Genomic DNA, 22,031 nt, shown 5'->3' with positions numbered 1-22,031 from the left:
GCCGCGCTGCAGCCGGCCTCACCGGGACCTGCCGCACGCCCCACCGGCCCCTGGCCACCGTCCGTGCTCAGCAAACGGGCGCCCGGTTCGGGCGCCCGCAGGGGCATGTCACGAGCCGTCAGCGTGCCGACTCAATCGTGGCCGTGGTGGCCACCTTGCTGCATGGCCTTGAGGATGCCATCCAGGTTATAGGTCTCCGGTGCCTGCATCGGCGGAAACTCCTTGTACGAGAACAGCTCCTTCTCCCACAGCAACTGGCCGATCGGCAACATGTTCCAGTTGTAGATATAGGCGTTGCCCGGAGAGCCAAGCGCGCCGCCGTAACCCAGCAAGGACTTCGCGTCGGAGCCGACCGTCGTCTCGAAGGGGTCACGCTTGAGGTTGAGGAGCTGCGTCCAGTGAAAACTGACGGCGCCGAACAGCCCGCCGGTCGCGGTATCGGGAACGATCGTGTAATACATCTTCCAGTTCTTGTAGCGCACCGCCGACGGTTGCGAACCGGTGTAGTAGAAAAACACCTCACGCGCCGATTTCTCCGACTTGCCGGTGAGGTAATCGGTCTGGTCGACGCCGTCGAGCTTGGTCTTGACGATGCCGGGGTACTTGCCGGCCATGATCTGCTCGTTGAGTGCGTTGCCCTTGGCCCCGCCCGCGATGTTAACCAGCGTCGGTACCCAGTCGAGCGAGGCGAAGATGTCGTCCTTGACCGTACCCGGCTTGATGACGCCCGGCCAGCGCATGAGCATCGGTGCGCGCATGCCGCCTTCCCAGGTGGTCAGCTTGCCGCCCTTGAAGGGGGTGTTGCCACCGTCGGGAAAGGTGATGGTCTCGGCGCCGTTGTCGGTGGTGAACACGATGATGGTGTTGTCGAGCTGGCCCATGTCCTCCAGCTTCTTCATGACGGCGCCGATGTTGTCGTCCATCTGCTTCATGCCGGCTTCGTTGGTCCCCCAGTCCTTGCCGCCGGGTTCGCCGACCATCGCCTCGTACTTCGGCGACAGCATGGTCGTGACGTGCATACGCGCCGGGTTGTACCAGACGAAGAACGGTTTGCCGGTCTTCTTCGGATCGTTGTGGTCCATGAAGTCGATGACCTTGGCCGAGATTTCCTCGTCGACGGTCCGCGAACGTTCCAGGGTCAGCGGACCTTCGTCCTTGCACGTCGTGTTCTGCTGCGTGCCGTCACTGGACTTGCACCAGATGACTGGCCGCGGTGGGGTGAGACAGGTCGCCGTTTTCGGATCGACGGCGCCGGGCACTTCGGGCAGGCCGGTGATCGGCGTGTTCTTGCACGGCGGCGCAATGCCCTGCACCAGCGGCGTCTTGTTGATATCGACGAAGCTCACGCCCTGCATGGCGTCGAGGTGATAGAGGTAACCCCAGTATTCCTGAAAGCCGTGCGAAGTCGGCAGCGCCTCGAAATGGTCGCCGAGATGATTCTTGCCGAACTCGCCAGTGTTGTAACCGAGGTCGAGCAGGAACTTGGCCAGCGAAGGCGTGCCCGGACGCAACCAGGACGGGCTACCCGGCAGTTGCGGCGGGATCATGCCCGTGCGCAGCGGATGCATGCCGGTGAAGAAGGCGTTGCGCCCGGCCGTACAACTCTGCTCGGCGTAATAGGTCATGAATCTCGCACCTTCCTTGCCGATGCGATCGATGTTCGGCGTTTCGCCGACCATCAGGCCCTGATGATAGATGCTCGGCTGCATCCAGCCAATGTCGTCGCCCATGATGAACACGATGTTGGGCTTGGCACCGGCGGTGGCACCGGCTGTCGCCGTCGCGGCGGCAGCGGCGAAGGCTGATCCGGCGCCCAGGGTCAGCACGGCGAAAAGTGTCAGTAATCTACAGTGGAACATCGAGACAAGCTTCATTTATCCCTCCTAAGTGTTGCTTCTGTTGGCGTAGCGTTTGGATCGGTTCGTTGGCGATGACCCGACTCGGAACTTGGCAGGCTGCGGGTGACACCGCTTGGCGTCCTTCGGGGCTCGGCCGAGCAGATTTCGAAGGCGCCAGCCGATGAAGCGAATTGGGCAAACCTGAGCATCAGCTTGGCGTGGTGAGAGCGGGACTCACCGAGAACCGATGTTTCGCTACCGCGATCGATCCGTGTTGCCCTCGGCATTTCGTCAGCATCATAAACGCTAAATCCTGTGGGCAGCAACAAAACCGGGCAAACAGCTACCCTGTTGGTCGTCCGCGATGGCCGGAAAGGCCAAGTAGTGAATGATGAAAGGCCTTCCCTAAGGCCGACGTGCTGCGCAAGTGCCCGGCACCGCAATGGCCAGCTGCCGCTGCGCTGCTGTGGCCGACAACTAGTCAAAGAATTGACCTGGCGAGAACCGCTGCTCAGCCGCCGTCGGGTCGGCGTGGCCGTCGCCAGACGGCCGTCAGCGTGGCAAGTTTGGCACGCGGCGAGAGACGTTCGTCGGACAGCGCCTCGAGAAACTCCGAGAGCGCCTTCGACTTGACGATGGCGAAACCGGTGAGCAGCGCCGACGGCACGGCGACCAGCGCAAACAGCGCCAGTCGCTCGGCGAAGGGAGCGTGCGTGGCGTCGAGCAGGTTCATTCCGAGGACGCCGGTGGTGATCGTGGCGATCAGGCCGGCGGTGGTCACCACGGTCAGGCGGACGACCGTATTGGACTGCCGGCGCAGGCTGTCGCTGTCGAGGTACTGGCTCATGTCCTGGATTTCCTCGCGCAATTCGCTATACAGGCGCTCGGTGCCCAGGTGCTCCCTGGTCAGCTTGAACATCGAGCGGGCCTGTGCCTGGTCGGAAATCTCGTAGAACCAGTAGCGATGGGTGAAGCGCAGGAAGACTTCGAGGATCTGCCGAATGGCGCGCTTGAATTCCTTGACCGATTCGGGCTGGCCGATGCGGAGGTGATTGAGTGCCGTCACCAAGCGGTCGGAGAGCATCAGCAAGGCGGCCTTGTGAAAGTGCGGGATCAGCGCGAGGAGGAAGAACTGGTGCCGAAACTGCCCGAGCAGACCGTTCTCCAGGCCGCTGAAGTAGACGTCGCGGGCGCTGCCGACCATGATGACCGCGTGCCCGCAGGAGAGCTGCCGGCTTCCCGGCTGCTCGGCGTGCGGGTGCCAGTAGCGGTCGTAGCAATAGCGCGCTTCGAAATCGTCGAGCGGCAGCTCGGAAGCGGGCGGCGCGCCGATCTTCCCCGGTCCGGTGACCAGCACCAGGCGCGCGAAGTCGTCACGGCTGAGCGTGCGCGGGTCGTCCATCGCCAGGTAGGCGAGGAGCGGCATGCGGTGATACTCGATCTGCCGGTAGCGGACCAGGCCTTCCTCGTCCGAGTGGTGCAGCACCAGTGGCCGGAGCAGGAACTCCCAGTGCGACGAGATGCACGGGGCGCGGAAGCGCGAGACGAAGGTGAGGTACTTGCTGCGTTTCTCGTAGTCCGAAGCGGCCAGCACCCGGCCGTCCAGGGCGATCCATTCGCTGCGTTTCAGGCAGTGGCTACCGCTGCCATCGTCGTCCCAGGACGGTGGATAGGCCCGCCCGAAGCGGTACAGCGTGTCGTGCACCTGCCGCAGTTCGAGGTCGTCGGCAAAGATCTCGACGACCAGGATGAGGATCTCGATGTCGTAGAAGAAATAGAGGTCGAGGTGGGCGACGTCGAAATCGATCGGCTGCTCGCGGTCCTTGTAGTGCATGCGCACCTTGGCCACGTCGTGGCGACGGAAGACGCGGATCGGCGATTCGCCGTGGCGCGAACTGCTCCCCATCTGACCCCCGCCTTCGCCATAGAGGAAGCGCTGGACGTGCGGCAGGAAGGTCACGAACTCGCTGTAATGGCGTTCGTGAAACTGCTCGGGGTCGCCGCTGAACTCGTCGGCCAGTTCCCGCCACGGGTTGTCAGCGTCGATACGATCGAGCAACTGACTGTGGTTCCGGAAAGGTCCGCCCTCGGCCAGCGGCATCAGTTGCAAGGGCCACATCAGGATCTGCCGGAAATGGCGGACCCGCTGGCCTGCGTCGTTTGTCGCCACGTCCATGGGCGTCTCCGGAAGAGGAATCGCCGGAAGCAGCCGGCCGGCCATGCTAGGTCCTTGCCGTCAGGACGTCAATGGCATCGCCGCCAGTGCGCTAGCGGTAGGCGACGATCAGCATCCGTACATCCGTTCGGGAGCGATCGATGGCCCCCGGGTTTTTCGACGGAATAGAGCGACAGCCGCCATCGGGGCATTCAGGGCGCTCCGGCCGTCGGCCGGAACTTGGCGTAGAATTTCCTGTTTTCCGCGCCCCCCCGGATGAAGAACATCTTCGCCGAACTGCCGCCAGACTCAGCGCCCGACGAGCAGTTTCTCGAACTGCTTGCCCGACCGGGCCTCAGGATCGAACGCATCGTGTCGACCGGCCAGGCAAGCGCGCCGGGTTTCTGGTACGAACAGGCGCTCGGAGAGTGGATCGTGCTGCTGCAGGGGGAGGCACTGTTGCGCTTCGAAGACCCGCCGCTGGCCGAGCACCTCAAGGCGGGGGATTGCGTGAACATCGCGCCGCGGCGCCGGCATCGGGTTGACTGGACGCTACCCGGGCAGGCGACGATCTGGCTGGCGGTCCACTACGAATCGCCCGCCCTCCCCGTCTGATCGCGGGCAGGCCAGGCTGGACGCGTGCGCGCCAGACCTCCGGCGTCGCTTGTCGAGTCTTCGCGGCGAGGCGAATCAGCGCTTGCGCGAGCGAGCGCCGACCGGCGCAGTCCTCACCCCTGCCCGCACAGGCGAACGCGCGACGGTCTTGACGTCGGCGGACGCGGGCGCCCGCCGCGTCCCGGTTCCCGGCGGCTGAAAGCTCGGGACCAACTGGTGCCGGCCGTTGCCGATCAGGTCGGCGCGGCCCATCTGCTTCAGCGCCTCGCGCAGCAGGGGCCAGTTGTTGGCGTCGTGATAGCGTAGAAAAGCCTTGTGCAGGCGGCGCTGGCGCGCGTTGCGAACGGTTTCGACGCCGGCCGACGCGCGCCCGACCCTGGCCAGCGGGTTCTTCTCGCTGTGGTACATCGCCGTGGCCAGCGCCATCGGCGTCGGCAGAAAAGTCTGCACCTGGTCGAGACGAAACTTGTTCCGCTTCAGCCACAGCGCCAGGTTCAGCATGTCGTGGTCGGTGGTTCCCGGATGCGCGGCGATGAAGTAGGGGATCAGGTATTGCTCCTTGCCCGCCTCTTTCGAGAACTTCTCGAACATCACCCTGAACTGCTCGTAGGAACCCATGCCCGGCTTCATCATGTGCGCCAGCGGCCCCTCTTCGGTGTGCTCGGGGGCGATCTTGAGGTAGCCGCCGACGTGATGGCTGACCAGTTCCTTGACGTATTGCGGATCGCGCACGGCGAGGTCGTAGCGCAGGCCGGAACTGATCAGGACCTTCTTCACCCCGGGAATCGCCCGCGCCTTGCGGTAGAGATTCACCAGCGGCGTGTGATCGGTGTTCAGGTTCTCGCAGATACCCGGAAAGACGCACGACAGGCGACGACACGAGGACTCGATCTTCGGGTCCTTGCACGCCAGCCGGTACATGTTGGCGGTGGGTCCGCCGAGGTCGGAAATGATGCCCGTGAAGCCGGGCGTCCTGTCGCGGATCTCCTCGATCTCGTGCAGGATCGATTCTTCGGAACGGCTCTGGATAATGCGCCCCTCGTGCTCGGTGATCGAGCAGAAGGTGCAGCCCCCGAAGCAGCCGCGCATGATGTTGATCGAGAAGCGGATCATCTCGAAAGCCGGGATCTTGGCGTCGCCGTACGCGGGGTGCGGCCGGCGCTGGAACGGCGAGGCGAAGACGCCGTCCATTTCCGGCGTGGTCAACGGAATCGGTGGCGGATTGAGCCACAGGTCGCGCTCGCCGTGCGCCTGGATCAACGCCCGCGCGTTGCCCGGATTCGATTCGACGTGGAAAGTCCGCGAGGCGTGCGCATAAAGTACCGGATCGGCGACGACCTGCTCGTACGACGGCAGGCGGATGGCCGTTCGCGTGCGCTCGAGCCTGGGCATGCGCTGATGCCGCTGGAACTGCATCTTGATCACCTGCGTGCGCGGCTCGCCAACGCTGCCGGCCGAGTGCGCAGCGCTCGCCGGGCTTGCGGAGTTTTCCGCTTTCGACGCACACACCGCCTCCTTGCCGGGCTCCGGAGTCATTGCGTAGGGGTCGGGATGGCGGATCAGCGTCCCCGGGGTGTCGACTTCGGAGGAATCGATCTCGGCCCAGTCGCTGCCCGGCAACCAGCCGCGCGGGGCCATGAATCCGGTCCCGCGCAGGTCGCGGATGTCGGCGATATTTTCACCGGCGGCCAGGCGATGCGCCAGCTCGACGATCGCCCGCTCGGCGCTGCCGAAGATGAGCAGGTCGGCTTTCGAATCCGGCAGCACCGAGCGGCGCACCTTGTCCGACCAGTAATCGTAGTGCGCGATGCGGCGCAGGCTGGCTTCGATCGAGCCGATCACCACGTTGGCCCCCGGGAAGGCCTCGCGACAGCGCTGCGCATAGACGACCACCGCGTGATCGGGGCGGCGGTGCGGTTCGGCGTTGGCCGTGTAGGCGTCGTCGGAACGCGGCTTGCGGTCGGCGGTGTAGCGATTGACCATCGAATCCATGTTGCCGGCCGTCACGCCGAAGAACAGATTCGGCCTGCCGAGCGCCTGGAAAGCCCTCGCCGAAAGCCAGTCCGGCTGGCTGATGATGCCGACGCGAAAGCCCTGCGCTTCGAGCAGGCGGCCAATCAGCGCCATGCCGAAACTCGGGTGGTCGATGTACGCGTCGCCGGTGACCAGGATGATGTCGCAGGAGTCCCAGCCGAGCTCGTCCATCTCGGTCCGCGACATCGGCAGGAAGGGCGCACTGCCGAAACGGCTGGCCCAGAATTTCCGGTACGCAAAGAGGTTGCGGGGTGCGCTGCGCGACGCGTCGATGCTGACAGTGTTCATGGGCACGCGATTCTACAGGAAGCTTCCCGGGTCACCCTTTAATTGCTGCACTGCAGCTTGCTATTCTGCGCATCCGCCGCTAGCTTGAACGGGAACGTTTATATCGTATACGATATTCGGAGGCTCGCTCATTGCCCATTCCGCCCGCGCTTGAACTGATTCCCGCCGCGAGGATCCCGCGCCTGAGCGCGTCGGACCATGTGGCGCAGATGCTCAAGAAAGCGATCGTCGACGGTGTGCTGCCGGCCGGCGAGATGCTCCGCCAGGACGAAATCGCCAGCCACTTTCACGTCAGCAAGATCCCCGTCCGCGAAGCGTTGAAGCACCTCGAGGCCAAAGGCCTGGTCACGTTCCTGCCCAACCGGGGTGTCGTGGTCGCCTCGCTGTCGGCTGCCGAGATCGGCGAATACATGGAAATCCGCGCCATGCTCGAAGCGCGCGCGGCGCGCCTGTCGGCGCCGCTGATCGACGACGAGGCCATCGCCGGCGCGCGCCAGCATCTTGAAGGTTTTGCGCTGGCCACCGACGCCGGCCGCTGGGGCGAATTGAACTGGCTGTTCCATTCGACGCTCTACGCGGCAGCCGAGCGACCGATCCTGCTGGCTGAAATCCGATCGCTGTACAACAAGGTCGAACGCTACGTGCGCGCGCTCTTGTCGATCACCACCGAACTGCCCAAGACCCTGCACGAACACGCCGAGATTCTCGAAGCCTTCGTTCGCCGGGACCCGGACGCGGCGGCAGAACTCACGCGGGCACACGTGCTCGATGCGGGTGCGTCACTTGTCCATTACCTGAATTACCACCGTAGCAAAGGAGGAAACAAATGAGAAAGTCGATCCTGACGGCCAGCTTCAGTCTGCTGGCTCTCGCCGGCGGCAGCGCTTACGCCGACATTCTGGTGGCCATCGCCGGCCCGATGACCGGTCAGTACGCGTCGGCGGGTGACCAGATCCGCAAGGGGGCCGAAATGGCCATCGCCGACATCAACGCCAAGGGCGGCGTCCTCGGCCAGAAGCTGCAACTGGAAGTCGGCGACGACGCCTGCGACCCGAAGCAGGCAGTTTCAGTGGCCAACACGATGGTCAACAAGCAGATCGTCTTCATGCACGGGCACTGGTGTTCGAGTTCGACGATCCCGGCGTCCGACGTGTACAACGAGTCGCAGATTCCGATGGCCACGGTGTCGACCAACCCGCAGGTCACCGAGCGCGGCCTGAAGAACATTTTCCGCATCATGGGTCGGGATGACCAGCAGGGCCTGGTCGCCGGCACCTTCCTGGCCGAGCACTTCAAGGGCCAGAAGATCGCCGTGGTCGACGACAAGAGCGCCTACGGCAAGGGCCTCGCCGACGAAATCGCCAAGGCCATGGAAGCCAAGGGCGTCAAGCCAGCGCTGCGCGAATCGATCACCGCCGGTGAAAAGGACTATTCGGGCCTGGTCAGCAAGCTCAAGTCGGCCGGCGTCGGGGTGATGGCCTTCGGTGGCTACCACACCGAAGTGGCGCTGATCCTGCGCCAGGCACAGCAGGCGGGCCTGAAGCTGATGGTGATGGGCGGTGACACGATGACCAACTCGGAACTGGTGACCGCTGCCGGCCCGGCCGCCGACAACGTCTTCTTCACCTTTGCGCCGGATCCGCGCAAGAACCCTTCTGCCGCTGCTGTCGTCAAGAAATTCCGTGACGCCAAGGTCGAGCCCGAGGGTTACGTGATGTACGCCTATGCGGCCATGCAGTTGTTCGCCGACGCCGCCAACGCCGCCAAGAGCACCAAGTACAAGGACATGGAAAAGGCTCTGCGTTCAGGCAGCTTCGACACGGTGATCGGCAAACTGAGCTTCGACGCCAAGGGCGACAACAAACTGCCCGGCTTCATGGTCTATCAGTGGCAAGGTGGCAAGTACGACTACGTGAAGAAATAAGCGAGCGAATGCAGGCAAGACAGGCGCGCCGGGCGGCATTGCCGCCCGGCACCCTGCCCGCAGTGAGAACGGCTGACGGCGTCCGCCCCGATGGTGAACACGGCGGACATTTCGACAACGCGACGCGACACGCAGTGAGCGTGTCGCGTCGCATCGACCGGGAGGCAGGATGAGCGTGGCCACACCCCAAGCACTACGCCAGCGTCTGCGTGACTATCACCGCATCGATGAGGAAACGCTCGTCGCGGAACTGATCGCCAAGGCACGCTTCAGCCATTCCGAACAGGAGGGCATCCGCCAACGGGCGACGCCGCTGGTCCAGACGGTTCGTGACCGGCGCCTGAAAACCGGCGGCATCGACGCCTTCCTGACCACTTACGACCTCTCCTCCCGCGAAGGCGTGGTGCTGATGTGCCTGGCCGAAGCGCTGCTGCGCATCCCCGACGCCGATACCGTCGATCGCCTTATTCGCGACAAGATCGGCAGCACCGAGTGGCAGAAGCGACTCGGCGCCTCGCACAGCACGTTCGTCAATGCCGGGACCTGGGCGTTGATGCTCACCGGCCAGATCGTCAACCTCGACACCGCGCAGCGCAGCGTCAGCGGCATTCTCAAGCGCCTGGTATCGCGTACCGGCGAACCGGTGATCCGCCAGGCGGTGACCACCGCGATGCGCATTCTCGGCAAGCAGTTCGTCATGGGGCGGAATATCCATGAAGCACTGGAGCGCGCGCGCGGCGCCGAAAAAGCCGGCTACCGGCACTCGTACGACATGCTCGGCGAGGCCGCACGTACCAGCGCCGACGCGCTGCGCTACTTCGATTCGTACAGCAAGGCGATCGCCGCCATCGGTGACGCGGCCAGCGGCCAGCCGCCGTTCATCGCGCCGTCGATCTCGATCAAGCTCTCGGCACTGCACCCGCGCTACGATGTCGCCAACGAGGAGCGCGTGCGCCGCGAGCTGCTGCCGGCCATCAAGGCGCTGGCGGTCAGGGCCAAGGCCAGGAATATCGGCCTGACCATCGACGCCGAGGAGGCCGAGCGACTCGAACTGTCGATGGGCCTGATCGAAGCGCTGGCCACCGATCACGAACTGGTCGGCTGGAACGGCCTCGGCCTGGCCATCCAGGCCTATCAGAAACGCGCCCTGCCCCTGCTCGACTGGCTCGCCGACCTTGCGCACCGCGGTCAGCGGCGCTTGCTGGTCCGCCTGTGCAAGGGCGCCTACTGGGACGCCGAGATCAAGATCGCGCAGGAGCGTGGCCACGCCGACTACCCCGTCTTTACGCGCAAGGTGACCAGCGACGTCTCCTACCTGGCCTGTGCCAGGCGCCTTTTTTCCGACCCGCAGGCTTTCTACCCGGCGTTCGCGACGCACAACGCGCACACCCTGGCGGCGGTCGCCGAAATTGCGATCAGCTCCGGTGGCAGCGACGAATGGGAATACCAGCGCCTGCACGGCATGGGCGAAGAACTTTACGACCAGATCGTCGGGGCCAAGAAGTGGAACCGTCCGTGTCGCGTCTACGCGCCGGTCGGCAGTCACGAAGACCTGCTTGCCTACCTCGTTCGTCGCCTGCTCGAGAATGGTGCCAACTCGTCGTTCGTCAACCGTATCGCCGACGCCGAGTTGCCCATCGACGCGCTGATCGCCGACCCGGTCGAAAGGCTGGCCGCGCTGGCGGTCAAACGCCAGCCACGCATCCCGCTGCCACGTGAACTCTTCGGTGCCGAACGCGCCAACAGTGAAGGACCGGACATGAACGACAAAGCCGCACTCCAGCACCTGCACCAGGCCATCCAGCAGAGCCGCAACGTCAACTACCTCGCCGCGCCGCTGATTGGCGGCAAGCAGGGCTCAGGCGCCAGCAGCCGGCCGGTCTGTTCGCCGGCCAACCAGCGCGAAGTCGTCGGCCAGGTGATCGAGGCCAGCGTCGCCGACGTCAGCACCGCAATGGCCGTCGCGCAGGCGGCTTTCCCGGCTTGGGAAAGCACCCCTGCCGCGACACGCGCAGCCGCTCTCGACGCTGCCGCCGACCTGATGCAGGAGCGCCTGCCCGAACTGGTCGCGCTGATCGTTCGCGAAGGCGGCCGGATCCAGGTCGACGCCGTTTCCGAGGTCCGCGAGGCGATCGATTTCTGCCGCTACTACGCCGCGCAGGCGAAGGAAAAATTCGCCGCGCCGATCGAGCTTCCCGGCCCGACGGGCGAGCGCAACAGCCTGTCGCTGCACGGCCGCGGCGTTTTCGTGTGCATCAGCCCGTGGAACTTCCCGCTGGCCATTTTCGTTGGCCAGGTCGCCGCCGCGCTGGCCGCCGGCAACACGGTGCTCGCCAAGCCCGCCGAGCAGACGCCGCTGGTCGCCGCCCTGGCCGTGGGCATGCTGCACAGCGCCGGCATCCCGGCGAATGTACTCGCCTTCCTGCCCGGCGACGGCCGCGTCGGAGCGGCGATGGTCGCCGCTCGCGAGTGTGCCGGCGTCGCCTTCACCGGCTCCACCGAGGTGGCGCGCATCATTGCCCGCACGCTGGCAGGAAAGGATGGTCCGCTGGTGCCGCTGATTGCCGAAACCGGCGGCCAGAACGCGCTGATCGCCGACTCGTCGGCACTGCCCGAACAGATCGTCCGCGACGTCGTCGCGTCGGCGTTCAATTCGGCCGGACAGCGCTGTTCGGCGTTGCGCGTGCTCTTCGTCCAGGCGGACATTGCCGAGCGCGTCAGCACCATGCTCGCCGGCGCCATGCAGGAACTGCGCATCGGCGACCCCGCCGACCTGCGCACCGACGTCGGCCCGGTGATCGACGAAGCCGCGCGCAAGGTGCTGGTCGCCCACGCCAGCTGGCTGGACAGCTTCGCCAAACCGCTCTACACCTGTACGCTCGACGAGCGGGCGACCAGCCACGGCAGCTTCTTTGCCCCCTGCGCCTACGAAATCGACAGCCTGTCGCGCCTCGAACGCGAGATTTTCGGGCCAATCCTGCACATCGTCCGCTGGCGCGGCGAGGACCTCGACAAGGTCTGCGACGCCATCGCCAGCACCGGCTACGGCCTGACGCTGGGCATCCACAGCCGCATCGAGGACACCGTCCAGCGGATCACCGCCCGCCTGCACGTCGGCAACACCTACGTCAACCGCAACGTCATCGGTGCCGTGGTCGGCGTGCAGCCGTTCGGCGGCGAAGGTCTCTCCGGCACCGGACCAAAGGCCGGCGGCCCGCACTACCTCTACCGTTTCGCCAGCGAACGCACGCTGTCGGTCGATACCACCGCCGCCGGCGGCAACGCCAGTCTGATGGCGCTGGACGCGAGCGACGACTGATTCAGGACGCTGGCCAGAGCGGAGTGACACCCGGAGCGGCAGGAGCGCCCACACCTGACGACACGATAATAATCAGCGCATTTCGCGCCCGCAGCAAAGGAGGAAGGTGATGGCTCTTGCACTTCAGCAACTGATCAACGGCCTGACGCTTGGCGCCGTCTATGGCCTGATCGCCATCGGTTACACGATGGTCTACGGCATCATCGGGATGATCAACTTTGCGCACGGCGACATCTACATGGTCAGCGCTTTCATCGCCGTCACCGTGTTCACCCTGCTGGCTTCGTTCGCCATCAGCTCGGTGCCCCTGGCGCTGGTGCTGGTGCTGATCATCGCTGTCCTGTTCACCTCGGTCTATGGCTGGGCGGTCGAGCGCATCGCCTACCGGCCGCTGCGCGGGGCGACGCGGCTGGCGCCGCTGATCTCGGCGATCGGCATGTCGATCTTCCTGCAGAACATGGTGCAGCTGACGCAGGGGGCGCGCGTCAAGCCGATCCCGCCGGTGCTCGTCGGCGGAATCGATCTGATGACCGTCGACGGCTTCACCGTCCGCCTCGCGTACACGCAGATTCTCATTGTCGTCGTCACCGTTGCGCTGATGGCCGGTTTCACCTGGCTGATCACGAAAACATCGTTCGGGCGACAGCAACGCTCGTGCGAGCAGGACCGGACGATGACCGCGCTGCTCGGCATCAACGTCGACCGCACGATCTCGCTGACCTTCATGCTCGGCGCGGCGCTGGCTGCGGTGGCCGGGGTGATGGTCACCGTCTATTACGGAGTGGTCGACTTCTTCATCGGCTTCGTCGCCGGGATCAAGGCCTTTACGGCGGCCGTTCTCGGCGGCATCGGCTCCTTGCCCGGGGCCATGCTCGGCGGCCTGCTGATCGGCATGATCGAAGCATTCTGGGCGGCCTATCTATCGGCCGAATACAAGGACGTGGCGACCTTCAGCATCCTGATCCTGGTCCTCATGTTCCGCCCGTCCGGCCTGCTCGGCCGCCCTGAGGTGGAGAAAGTCTGATGGCCGCTTTCGTCCTCGCCCCGCACGCCCTCTCGCCGGCAACGCGCCTCAAGGACGCCGCGGCAGTTGCCTTCATTGCCCTGCTGCTGGGCATTCCGATGATCGGCCTGACCACCGTCGATAGTGGCGGCGCGCTGCAGATTGCCACCCGCTGGCCGACCCTGTTCATTTTCGTCGGCGTCGCTTTCGCCGGCCGGCTGGTCCTGCGTTACGGCATCGACCGGTTCAAGGCGCACCAGCTGACGCGCGAGCGCTCGGCCGCGGCGACCGCCGCGGCGGCACTCGCCGAGAGCAGCGGACGCTCCGGCAGCCCGCTCCTCACCTGGGTCGCCTGGGCGGCGCTCGGCATCGCGCTGACCCTGCCGATCTTCTTTGCCGACAACCGTTACGTCGTCGACACCGCGACCACCGTGCTGATCTACGTCATGCTCGGCTGGGGTCTGAACGTCGTCGTCGGGCTGGCCGGCCTGCTCGACCTCGGTTACGTCGCCTTCTACGCCGTCGGTGCCTACACCTACGGCATTCTGGGAACGCAATTCGGCTGGGGCTTCTGGGAGGCGTTGCCGGTCGCCGGCGGCATGGCGGCATTCTTCGGCGTCCTCCTCGGCTGGCCGACGCTGCGTCTGCGGGGCGACTATCTGGCCATCGTGACGCTCGGTTTCGGCGAGATCGTCCGCGTCATCCTCGTAAACTGGACCGAGCTCTCCGGCGGCCCGAACGGGATCGCGTCGATCCCGCGCCCGACCTTCTTCGGTCTGGAGCTCAAGCCGCCGGGCGACGATCCGACCTTCGCCTCGTTCTTTGGCCTCGAGTATTCGCCCAGCCATCGGGTGATCTTTCTCTACTACCTGATCCTGGCGCTGGCCCTGATCACCAACCTCTTCGTCTCGCGCATGCGCAAGCTGCCGATCGGACGCGCCTGGGAAGCGATTCGCGAAGACGAGATCGCGTGCAAGGCGATGGGCATCAACGCCCGCAACGTCAAGCTCTCGGCCTTTGCCATCGGGGCCATGCTCGGCGGCTTTGCCGGCGTCTTCTTCGCTGCCCGGATGGGCTTCATCTCGCCGGAATCCTTCACCTTCAGCGAGTCGGCGATCATCCTGGCGATCGTCGTTCTCGGCGGCATGGGTAGCCAGCTGGGCGTCGTCCTGGCGTCGCTGGTGCTGGTCCTGCTGCCCGAGCTGGGACGCGACTTCGCCGAATACCGCATGCTGCTCTTCGGTGCGGCGATGGTCATGATCATGGTCTGGAGGCCGGGTGGCATCCTCTCGCACCGCGAACCGACGCTGCGATATGCGGCCGACGGAGAAGGCAGATGAGCGCCGCCACCGCTCCCCTGCTCAGCGTCGAGCGCCTGACCATGCGCTTCGGCGGCCTGCTGGCCATCGACGACATGTCGCTCGATGTCGCCGCGCGTCAGATTACCGGCGTCATCGGACCGAATGGCGCCGGCAAGACGACCTTCTTCAACTGCCTGACCGGTTTCTACAAGCCAACCGAGGGCAGTGTCCGCCTGAACCACCCGAAGCGCGGTCTGATGCGCCTCGAAGCGCTGCCCAGCCACCAGGTGGCGCACAAGGCGCAGGTCGTGCGCACCTTTCAGAACATCCGCCTGTTTCCGAAGATGACCGTCCTCGAAAACCTGATGGTGGCCCAGCACAACGCCTTGCAGCGTGCATCGGGTTTCTCGCTGGCCGGACTCTTCGGCCTTGCCGGCTACCGGCGCGCCGAAACGGCGGCGATGGACAAGGCCATTGGCTGGCTGAAGCGCCTGGAATTGATCGACAAGGCCAATACTGCCGCCGGCGACCTGCCCTACGGCATGCAGCGGCGTATCGAAATCGCCCGCGCCCTGTGTGTCGACCCGCTGCTGTTGTGCCTCGACGAGCCGGCCGCCGGCCTCAATCCGCGCGAATCGGCCGAACTCAACGAACTGCTCAAGCACCTCGCCGGTGACGAAGGAATCGCCATCCTGCTCATCGAGCACGACATGAGCGTGGTGATGAATGTCTCGGACCACATCTGCGTGCTCAATTACGGGCGCAAGATCGCCGAAGGCACGCCGACGCACATCCAGCAGGATCCCAACGTCATCAAGGCCTACCTGGGCGAGGACGACGCCGACGAACAACTGCACGCGGAGGCTGCGCCATGATGCTGCAACTGTCGGGTGTCCATGCCCACTATGGAAGCATTCACGCCCTGCACGGCGTCGACGTTGCCGTGCAGGTCGGCGAGGTGGTGACCCTGATCGGCGCCAACGGCGCCGGCAAATCGACGCTGATGATGTCCATCTTCGGGCAGCCGCGCGCCTCGGCCGGACGCATCGTCTTCGACGGCGAAGACATCACCGCCCTGCCGACACACGAGATCGCGCGCCGCGGGCATCGCACTGGTTCCCGAAGGGCGGCGCATCTTCCCGCGCATGACCGTTCTCGAGAACCTGCAGATGGGCGCCGTTCTCGGCGAAGAAATGAACTTTGCCGTGGACCTGCAAGCGCATGTACACGCTCTTCCCGATTCTCGAAGAACGCTGCACGCAGAGTGCCGGGACGCTTTCCGGCGGCGAACAGCAGATGCTGGCCATCGCCCGCGCGCTGATGAGCCGGCCGCAGCTGCTGCTCCTCGACGAACCGTCGCTGGGCCTGGCGCCGCTGTACATCAAGAAGATCTTCCAGATCATTCGCGAGCTCAATCGCGAACACGGAATGACCATCCTGCTCGTCGAGCAGAACGCGCACCACTGCCCTGCGCGTGGCACATCGCGGCTACGTTCTGCAGCATGGCCAGATCATTCTCTCCGGTACAGGGAAGCGAACTGCTGGCCAGTCCCGAAGTACGCGCCGCGTATCTCGAGGGCGCCCAGACGGAGACTGCGGCCTAGCCGGCACGGGACGCGGGGCGTGGAAGAACGCGGACAGGAGAGCGAAGCGCCGCCACGCTGGCTGCCCTTCGTGGTCCTCGGCAGTCGGGCTGCTGGCGATTTCCTTCGGCGCCATTCTGGCGCGCCTGGCGCAGGGCTACGGCCTGCCGTCGCTGACCATCGCCACGCTGCGCCTCGGACTGGCGGCGCTGATCATCACGCCGATGGCCTCTTGGCAATCGGGCCACGTGCTGCGCGCGCTGAGCCGGCGGCAGGGCCTGCTCACCTGCGGCGCCGGTTTCTTCCTGGCGCTGCACTTCGCCACCTGGATCACTTCGCTCGAATACACCTCGGTGGCCAGCAGCACGGCGCTGGTGACCACCAACCTGCTCTGGGTCGGCATTGCGTCGTTTCTGCTCTTCGGCGAGAAGCCGAGCGCGGTGATGGTCCTGGGCATCGTCATCTCGCTTTCCGGCAGCCTGCTCATCTTCTGGAGCGACAGCCAGAGCAGCGTTGCCGGCAGCGACCCCGTTGCTCGGCAACTTCCTGGCCATCGTCGGCAGCTGGTGCTTTTCCGCCTACCTGCTGATCGGGCGACGCCTGCGCGCCAACCTGCCGCTACCCGCCTACGTCTGGCTGGCCTACGGCAGCGCCTCGCTGTTTCTGCTCGTCGCCTGCCAGTTGAGCGGCACGCCGCTCGGCGGCTACACCGGCGCCGCCTACCTGATCGCGCTGGGCATGGCGCTCGGCCCGCAGCTGCTCGGTCATACCGCGTACAACTGGTCGCTGAAACACGTCTCCGCGACCTTCATCGCCGTGGTCACGCTCGGCGAACCGGTCGGCAGCGCGGCGCTGGCCTGGATATTTTTCGCTGAGGCCTTCGCTCTCGTGCAGGGAATTGGCTTTGTGCTGCTGCTTTTCGGGATCTATCTGGCCGCGCGCGGCGAAGGACGCTGAGGCAGCTTGGGGCTGTGTAAGCCGGAACCGCCGAAAATTCCGTCATCCCAACTCCAGCCCCGCCACGAGCGCATCCAGGTCGATCACCTTGCCATTACTGAGGAAGGTATAGTGCCCGTTCAGGAAGATGTGCCGCCAGGCTGTCAGCGGAATTTGCGTAATCAGCGCCAGTGTCTTGGTGTTGCCGCGTGCCGCGAACTTTGTCAGCAGCTGCGACAGGAGGGCTGAGTTGTAGTAGATGATGGCGTTGGCGATCAGGAGTGCGCACTGCTTGCTGATCTCGATTTCGATGTCGGTGCGCCCGGTCAATTCCTTCTTTCCGCCGACCTGCGCGATGGTCGAGCGTAGCTGGTGGTAGGACTCGATGCGATTCTGCGAGCGGTGCACGTTACGTTCCGGTTGCGGATCGCGCAGGTAGCGCAGCGTGTAGATGCTGCGGATCAGCTTGTCGAACTCGAAGATCGCGTGCCGCGTCGGGTTCGGCGATTGGTGAAACGCGGCTCGAAGCGTTGGCCGAACCAGTGCAGGATGGCGAAGTTGGCCTTGTTGACGCTGTGCATGTCGCCGGTGATCGCGGTCGGCGCGATTTCCGAGGTATTGCGATAGCAGATGTCGAACACATGGTGGCCTTCGTATTCGTGCACGCCGATGAGGTAGCCGTCGAGCGGCACATGGTTGCACAGCCGCGTGTAGGCAACCGCGCCCTCGCCGCGCCCAAAATATTTGCGCGAGTCGCGCCTTCACGGTCGGCCGCTCGACGCCAAACTGCTGGCCATCGACAGCACCGTACAGCGTCTCAAGGTCGAACGAGTAGTATGGGAAGATGGGCAGCGCGGCGATGGCGTTACTGACGCGGTCATTGGCGGCATGCAGTGAGGCCTGGCGCAGATACTGTGTAAGCGCCCTACGCCACCACGTTGTCGCAAAACAGATGTTTTCCGACACGGCTAACGCTCTCACTCAGCCTTGAAGGAATGCATTCGTTTTAGTAAACTAGATGCATCGAATGCATTCTTATGAGGTGCCGCTATGGCGATGCTGACAGTCCGCAATTTGCCCGACGATGTACACCGCGCGTTGCGGGTGCGTGCCGCTCAACATGGCCATAGCACTGAGGCCGAGGTCCGCGAGATTCTGGCGATCGCGGTCAAGCCAGAGACGCGCGTTCGCCTGGGTGAGGCCCTTGCAGCATTGGGCCGCAAGATCGGCCTCACGAACGAGGATTTCGAGGTCATCCACCAAGAGAGAGACAAGACGCCGGCCGCGCCGCTGAGGTTTGAATGATCGTTCTCGATACCAATGTCGTCTCCGAGGCGATGAAACCAGAGCCGCATCCGGCCGTGCGGGGCTGGCTGAATGATCAAGTCGCCGAAACGCTGTATCTGTCCAGCGTGACGCTGGCAGAGCTTTTGTTTGGCATCGGGACGCTCCCAGCCGGCAAACGCAAGGACATGTTGACACAGACTCTTGACGGTCTGATGGGACTGTTCAGGGATCGGGTGCTGCCATTCGACATCGATGCAGCACGGCGCTATGGCGAGTTGGCCGTGAAGGCCAAGTCCGGCGGTAGAGGATTCCCAACCCCTGACGGCTACATCGCAGCGATCGCAGCCTCGCGGGGGTTCATCGTGGCGTCACGCGATACAAGTCCCTATAAGGCCGCCAGCGTCACCGTCATCAATCCGTGGGAAGCGTAGAGATGCTCAGATGCCGGCGGATGACACAACTGCTCGTTCTATCCGCCTCAGGCTGACCGAACTTTCGGCGGTTCCGGCTTACAACCCCAGCTTGCCCTGCGCCCGATGAGTCGGGCAAAAAAACACCGCCGACCGCGTGGCGCAGAGAATTCCGACCGCCAGCTCCCCGCCACCCGGCCGGTCGTTCATCGCTATCCGTTTTCTCGGGGGCCCGCCAGGAAAACGTCGAAATCGGCGACCGGCAGCGGCCGGCTGAACAGGTAGCCCTGGTAGGCATGGCAGCCCTGCGCCGCCAGGGCGTCACGCTGCGCGGCGGTTTCGACCCCCTCGGCGATCACCGACAGGCCAAGCGTGCTGGCCAGGGCGATGATCGTGCGCGCGATCACTTCGTCATTGGGATCGGTGAGCAGATCGCGCACAAAGGACTGGTCGATCTTCAATTGATCGAGCGGCAGGCGCTTGAGATACGACAGCGACGAATAGCCGGTGCCGAAATCGTCCAGGGAAAAGCCGACGCCGTGGTCCTTGAGCGTACCCATCCGGTCGATCATTCCCTGTACGTTGTCAAGCAACATGCTCTCGGTCAGTTCGAGCTTCAGGCGTTGAGGATCCGCACCGCTGCTGGCCAGAACGGCGAGCACCTGGTCGACAAAGTTCGGCTGCCGGAACTGCCGCGCACTGACATTGACCGAAACGGTAAATCGCCTCGTCCCCACCTGCTCCGCCCAGACGGCCAGCTGCGCACAGGCGGATTCCAGCACCCACAGCCCCAGCGGCAGGATCAGACCGGTTTCCTCGGCGAGGGGAATGAACTCGGCCGGCGAGACGAATCCGCGCTGTGGATGCTGCCAGCGGACCAGCGCTTCGGCGCCGATGACCGCACCGGCGGCGTCCACCTGCGGCTGGTAGAAAAGACGCAATTGATTCCTCTGCAAGGCTTCGCGCAGGTCTTTCTCGAGGCTGGCGCGAGCGGTCACCACCGCCTGCATCTGCGGGTCGAAGAAACGCAGGGTATTGCGGCCCATGGCCTTGGCTTCGTACATCGCCAGGTCGGCGCGCTTCATCAGTTCGTCGATGCCTTCCTGACTGTCCCCGAACAGGGTGATGCCGACGCTTGGCGTATTGTGATACTCGTGCCCGTCCAGATCGTAGGGGCGATTGAGTGCGGCAAGGATCTTCTCGCCGATGCTCCGACTCTGGCCAGCCGCTTCCTGCGGTTGCCGGGCGAGGTCCTCGAGCATGACCACGAACTCGTCGCCGCCGAGGCGGGCAACCGTATCGCGTTCACGAACGCAGGCCGACAGCCGCTTGCCGACCTGTTTCAGCAAACGGTCACCCATGTCGTGTCCGAGGGTATCGTTGAGCGTCTTGAAATTGTCGAGATCGATGAACAACAAGGCCCCCTGTCGGTCTCTGCGCGTACTCGCCACCAGCGCCAGGCGCAGACGGTCGTGCAGCAGGCGGCGGTTGGGCAGGCCGGTCAGCGCATCGTAAAAGGCCAGATGGCGGATCTCTTCCTGCGCCTGCTTGCGCATGGTGATGTCGGTCAGCGTCGACACGTAGTTGGTGACTTTCTCGTCGCCGTCCCGGACTGCGGAAATGGTCAGCCATTCGGGGTAGATCTCGCCGTTCTTGCGCCGGTTCCAGATTTCACCCTGCCAGGTTCCCGTGCGCTGGAGTGTGTCGCGCATCGCCGAATAGAAGGTGGCGTCGTGGCGGCCCGAACTGAGCAGCTTCGGCGTCCGACCGACACAGTCCGCAGAGGAGTAGCCCGTGATCTCGGTGAACGCCTTGTTCACGCGCAGAATGACGCCGTTGGCGTCGGTAATGAACATTCCCTGCTGCGACTCGAAGGCCGTCGCAGCGATGCGTTCCCACTGCTCGGCCTGCTTCTTGTCGGTCACGTCGTGCGAGACGACAAGCACACGCATCACCTGACCGCTCTTGTCGTTGATCACTTTTCCCGTCGACGCCATGTGCCGGACGCTGCCGTCGTGTCGCACCAGGCGGTACTGCAGTTCCTGACCGACGCCGGTTTCCGCCGTCTGCCTGAACGCGTCGATCACCCGCTCACGGTCATCTGCATGCACGTCGGCGAATGAATCGCTGCCCTGCAGGTCTCTGCTCACGCCAAAGAACTGCCGATACGAGGGACTGTTGTAGAGCCGCCGCCCTTCGAGATCGAGGACGGCGATGTGTTCGCCGATGCTTTCGGAAATCAGGCGGAAGAACTCGCGTTGCTCGCGCAGGCTGGCTTCGAGTTCCTTGCGCTCGCTGATCTCCTGGGTCGTACCGACAGCGCGCAGCGGTTGGCCCGAAGCGTCGAACTCGACCTCGGCCCGCTGCGCAATCCAGCGCACGACGCCGCCGATGACGACGCGCAGTTCGACGGCCAGGGGCTTTCCGGCCAGCGCCATGGTGCTGGCTTTCTTGAGCGCCTGACGATCATCCCGATGCACCAGTGCCATGAAGCCGGCAATGCTGCCGCCACTGCCTGCGGGAAGGGCAAAGATCCGGCGGGTCTCGGCCGACATGCGAACCTGTCCGCTGGCCAGGTCGACGACCCAGCTGCCGACACGAGCGACCGCCTGCGCGCGCTCGAGCTCGGCTGCGCTGGCCTGCACTTCGGCGGTGCGCTGCGCGAGAGCGCTGCCCAAGCGGCTTATGTCATCGATGTGCTGCCGATGCGCGCGCGTCAGGAAAGTGATCAGCAGCAGCGCGACGACGACGCAGACGATTTGCACGAGGCCGTAGAGCATGGCCGGCGTTGACGGTTGCGGCGGCAGCAGGGCCGACCGCTCGGCGACCACGAAGCCGGTTATCGCGGCCACGGTCAGCGCCGTGAGCAGGAGCGCCGTGCGCCTGCCCAGCAGCCAGCCGCCCATGAGAATAAGCAGCGGGTAAGCGATGATCAGCAACGCCCGCACCCCCCCGAAGAACGGCGACAGGCTGGTCACGGCCAACCACAGCCCCCAGACCAATACCGCCAGCGCGGTACGCACCCGACCACTGTCGAGCAGGCGCAGGGCGCTCGTGGCCAGCAGCACGATGGCGACCGGCCCGACCGCCCGCCAGGGCTGATCCGGGATGATCAGCAGCATGGTCAGCAGCACGCATGCCGCGGCAACGAGAATGGACCAGGCGGTGTAATTGAGGAAGCGTCGCGAAGGGAGCCAGCTCTGCGTCTGACCGTCGCCCTGTTCGAGCAGGTCTGCGGAGGCAGCGCCGAGCACGGGGAGGCCCTGCCCTCCGCCATCGATAGTCGATGCCGCCGGGCGGTTATCCGCGCCTTCCGGCGGTTGCTGCGTCTCTACCAA

Annotated in this window: 13 protein-coding genes and 3 pseudogenes; 11 read left to right on the top strand and 5 right to left on the bottom strand. The window is 64.8% G+C overall.

Going from position 1 to position 22,031, the window contains the following annotated elements:
- Nucleotides 1-131 precede the first annotated feature (131 nt).
- Entirely contained in the window at nucleotides 132-1,874 is a 1,743-nt protein-coding gene (locus tag QZ613_RS06460; RefSeq protein ID WP_291901218.1) for an arylsulfatase, read from the bottom strand.
- A 475-nt stretch (nucleotides 1,875-2,349) separates the two neighbouring features.
- The gene (locus tag QZ613_RS06455; protein WP_291901216.1) at nucleotides 2,350-4,014 is read right to left on the bottom strand and encodes a hypothetical protein; all 1,665 of its coding nucleotides are present in this window, start codon (nucleotides 4,012-4,014) and stop codon (nucleotides 2,350-2,352) included.
- A gap of 255 nt (nucleotides 4,015-4,269) precedes the next feature.
- Between QZ613_RS06455 and QZ613_RS06450 the strand changes: the two genes are divergently transcribed.
- Nucleotides 4,270-4,608 carry a cupin gene (locus QZ613_RS06450; protein WP_291901214.1) on the top strand — a complete coding sequence of 113 codons (339 nt, stop codon included), beginning with the start codon at nucleotides 4,270-4,272 and terminating at the stop codon, nucleotides 4,606-4,608.
- A 75-nt stretch (nucleotides 4,609-4,683) separates the two neighbouring features.
- Here QZ613_RS06450 and QZ613_RS06445 read toward each other — a convergent pair whose 3' ends face one another.
- Complete coding sequence (locus QZ613_RS06445; RefSeq protein WP_291901212.1) at nucleotides 4,684-6,930, bottom strand: YgiQ family radical SAM protein; 2,247 nt, start codon at nucleotides 6,928-6,930, stop codon at nucleotides 4,684-4,686.
- Nucleotides 6,931-7,061: 131 nt separating this feature from the next.
- Here QZ613_RS06445 and QZ613_RS06440 point away from each other — a divergent pair, with 131 nt between their 5' ends.
- The 8 genes and pseudogenes from QZ613_RS06440 to QZ613_RS06405 all read left to right on the top strand — a co-directional run bounded on the left by QZ613_RS06440 (nucleotide 7,062) and on the right by QZ613_RS06405 (nucleotide 17,017).
- Nucleotides 7,062-7,760 carry a GntR family transcriptional regulator gene (locus tag QZ613_RS06440; RefSeq protein WP_291866181.1) on the top strand — a complete coding sequence of 233 codons (699 nt, stop codon included), beginning with the start codon at nucleotides 7,062-7,064 and terminating at the stop codon, nucleotides 7,758-7,760.
- Entirely contained in the window at nucleotides 7,757-8,854 is a 1,098-nt protein-coding gene (locus tag QZ613_RS06435; RefSeq protein ID WP_291866183.1) for a branched-chain amino acid ABC transporter substrate-binding protein, read from the top strand. The genes QZ613_RS06440 and QZ613_RS06435 overlap by 4 nt, the downstream gene beginning before the upstream one ends.
- A gap of 169 nt (nucleotides 8,855-9,023) precedes the next feature.
- The gene (gene putA, locus QZ613_RS06430) at nucleotides 9,024-12,173 is read left to right on the top strand and encodes a bifunctional proline dehydrogenase/L-glutamate gamma-semialdehyde dehydrogenase PutA (protein WP_291866185.1); all 3,150 of its coding nucleotides are present in this window, start codon (nucleotides 9,024-9,026) and stop codon (nucleotides 12,171-12,173) included.
- Nucleotides 12,174-12,282: 109 nt separating this feature from the next.
- Nucleotides 12,283-13,197, top strand: coding sequence for a branched-chain amino acid ABC transporter permease LivH (locus tag QZ613_RS06425; protein ID WP_291866187.1), 915 nt, complete (start codon nucleotides 12,283-12,285; stop codon nucleotides 13,195-13,197).
- Nucleotides 13,197-14,516 carry a high-affinity branched-chain amino acid ABC transporter permease LivM gene (gene livM, locus QZ613_RS06420; protein ID WP_291866189.1) on the top strand — a complete coding sequence of 440 codons (1,320 nt, stop codon included), beginning with the start codon at nucleotides 13,197-13,199 and terminating at the stop codon, nucleotides 14,514-14,516. The genes QZ613_RS06425 and livM overlap by 1 nt, the downstream gene beginning before the upstream one ends.
- A complete protein-coding gene (locus tag QZ613_RS06415) occupies nucleotides 14,513-15,352 on the top strand; it encodes an ATP-binding cassette domain-containing protein (protein WP_291866191.1) in 840 nt (279 codons plus the stop codon). Before livM ends, QZ613_RS06415 begins: the two co-directional genes overlap by 4 nt.
- A pseudogene (locus QZ613_RS06410) lies at nucleotides 15,352-16,081 on the top strand (ABC transporter ATP-binding protein). The gene QZ613_RS06415 and the pseudogene QZ613_RS06410 overlap by 1 nt, the downstream one beginning before the upstream one ends.
- 19 nt (nucleotides 16,082-16,100) lie before the next feature.
- Nucleotides 16,101-17,017: pseudogene (locus QZ613_RS06405) on the top strand (DMT family transporter).
- A 42-nt stretch (nucleotides 17,018-17,059) separates the two neighbouring features.
- On the opposite strand, the pseudogene QZ613_RS06400 reads toward QZ613_RS06405, so the two are convergent.
- A pseudogene (locus QZ613_RS06400) lies at nucleotides 17,060-17,911 on the bottom strand (Tn3 family transposase); the annotation flags it as partial.
- Nucleotides 17,912-18,046: 135 nt separating this feature from the next.
- Here QZ613_RS06400 and QZ613_RS06395 point away from each other — a divergent pair.
- Together QZ613_RS06395 and QZ613_RS06390 are read left to right on the top strand one after the other, a co-directional pair.
- Nucleotides 18,047-18,301: a plasmid stabilization protein gene (locus tag QZ613_RS06395; protein WP_043564369.1), complete on the top strand. Its 255-nt coding sequence runs from the start codon at nucleotides 18,047-18,049 to the stop codon at nucleotides 18,299-18,301.
- On the top strand, nucleotides 18,298-18,714 hold the full coding sequence (locus tag QZ613_RS06390) for a type II toxin-antitoxin system VapC family toxin (RefSeq protein WP_291901210.1): 417 nt from the start codon (nucleotides 18,298-18,300) through the stop codon (nucleotides 18,712-18,714). Before QZ613_RS06395 ends, QZ613_RS06390 begins: the two co-directional genes overlap by 4 nt.
- Nucleotides 18,715-18,905: 191 nt before the next feature.
- Here QZ613_RS06390 and QZ613_RS06385 read toward each other — a convergent pair whose 3' ends face one another.
- The gene (locus QZ613_RS06385) at nucleotides 18,906-22,031 is read right to left on the bottom strand and encodes a bifunctional diguanylate cyclase/phosphodiesterase (protein ID WP_291901209.1); all 3,126 of its coding nucleotides are present in this window, start codon (nucleotides 22,029-22,031) and stop codon (nucleotides 18,906-18,908) included.

Source organism: Candidatus Accumulibacter sp. ACC005, assembly GCF_907163215.1.
GTDB classification, from domain to species: Bacteria; Pseudomonadota; Gammaproteobacteria; order Burkholderiales; family Rhodocyclaceae; genus Accumulibacter; species Accumulibacter regalis.
The sequence above is the reverse complement of the archived record's forward strand: the minus strand, read 5'-3'. Positions and strand labels throughout refer to the sequence as shown.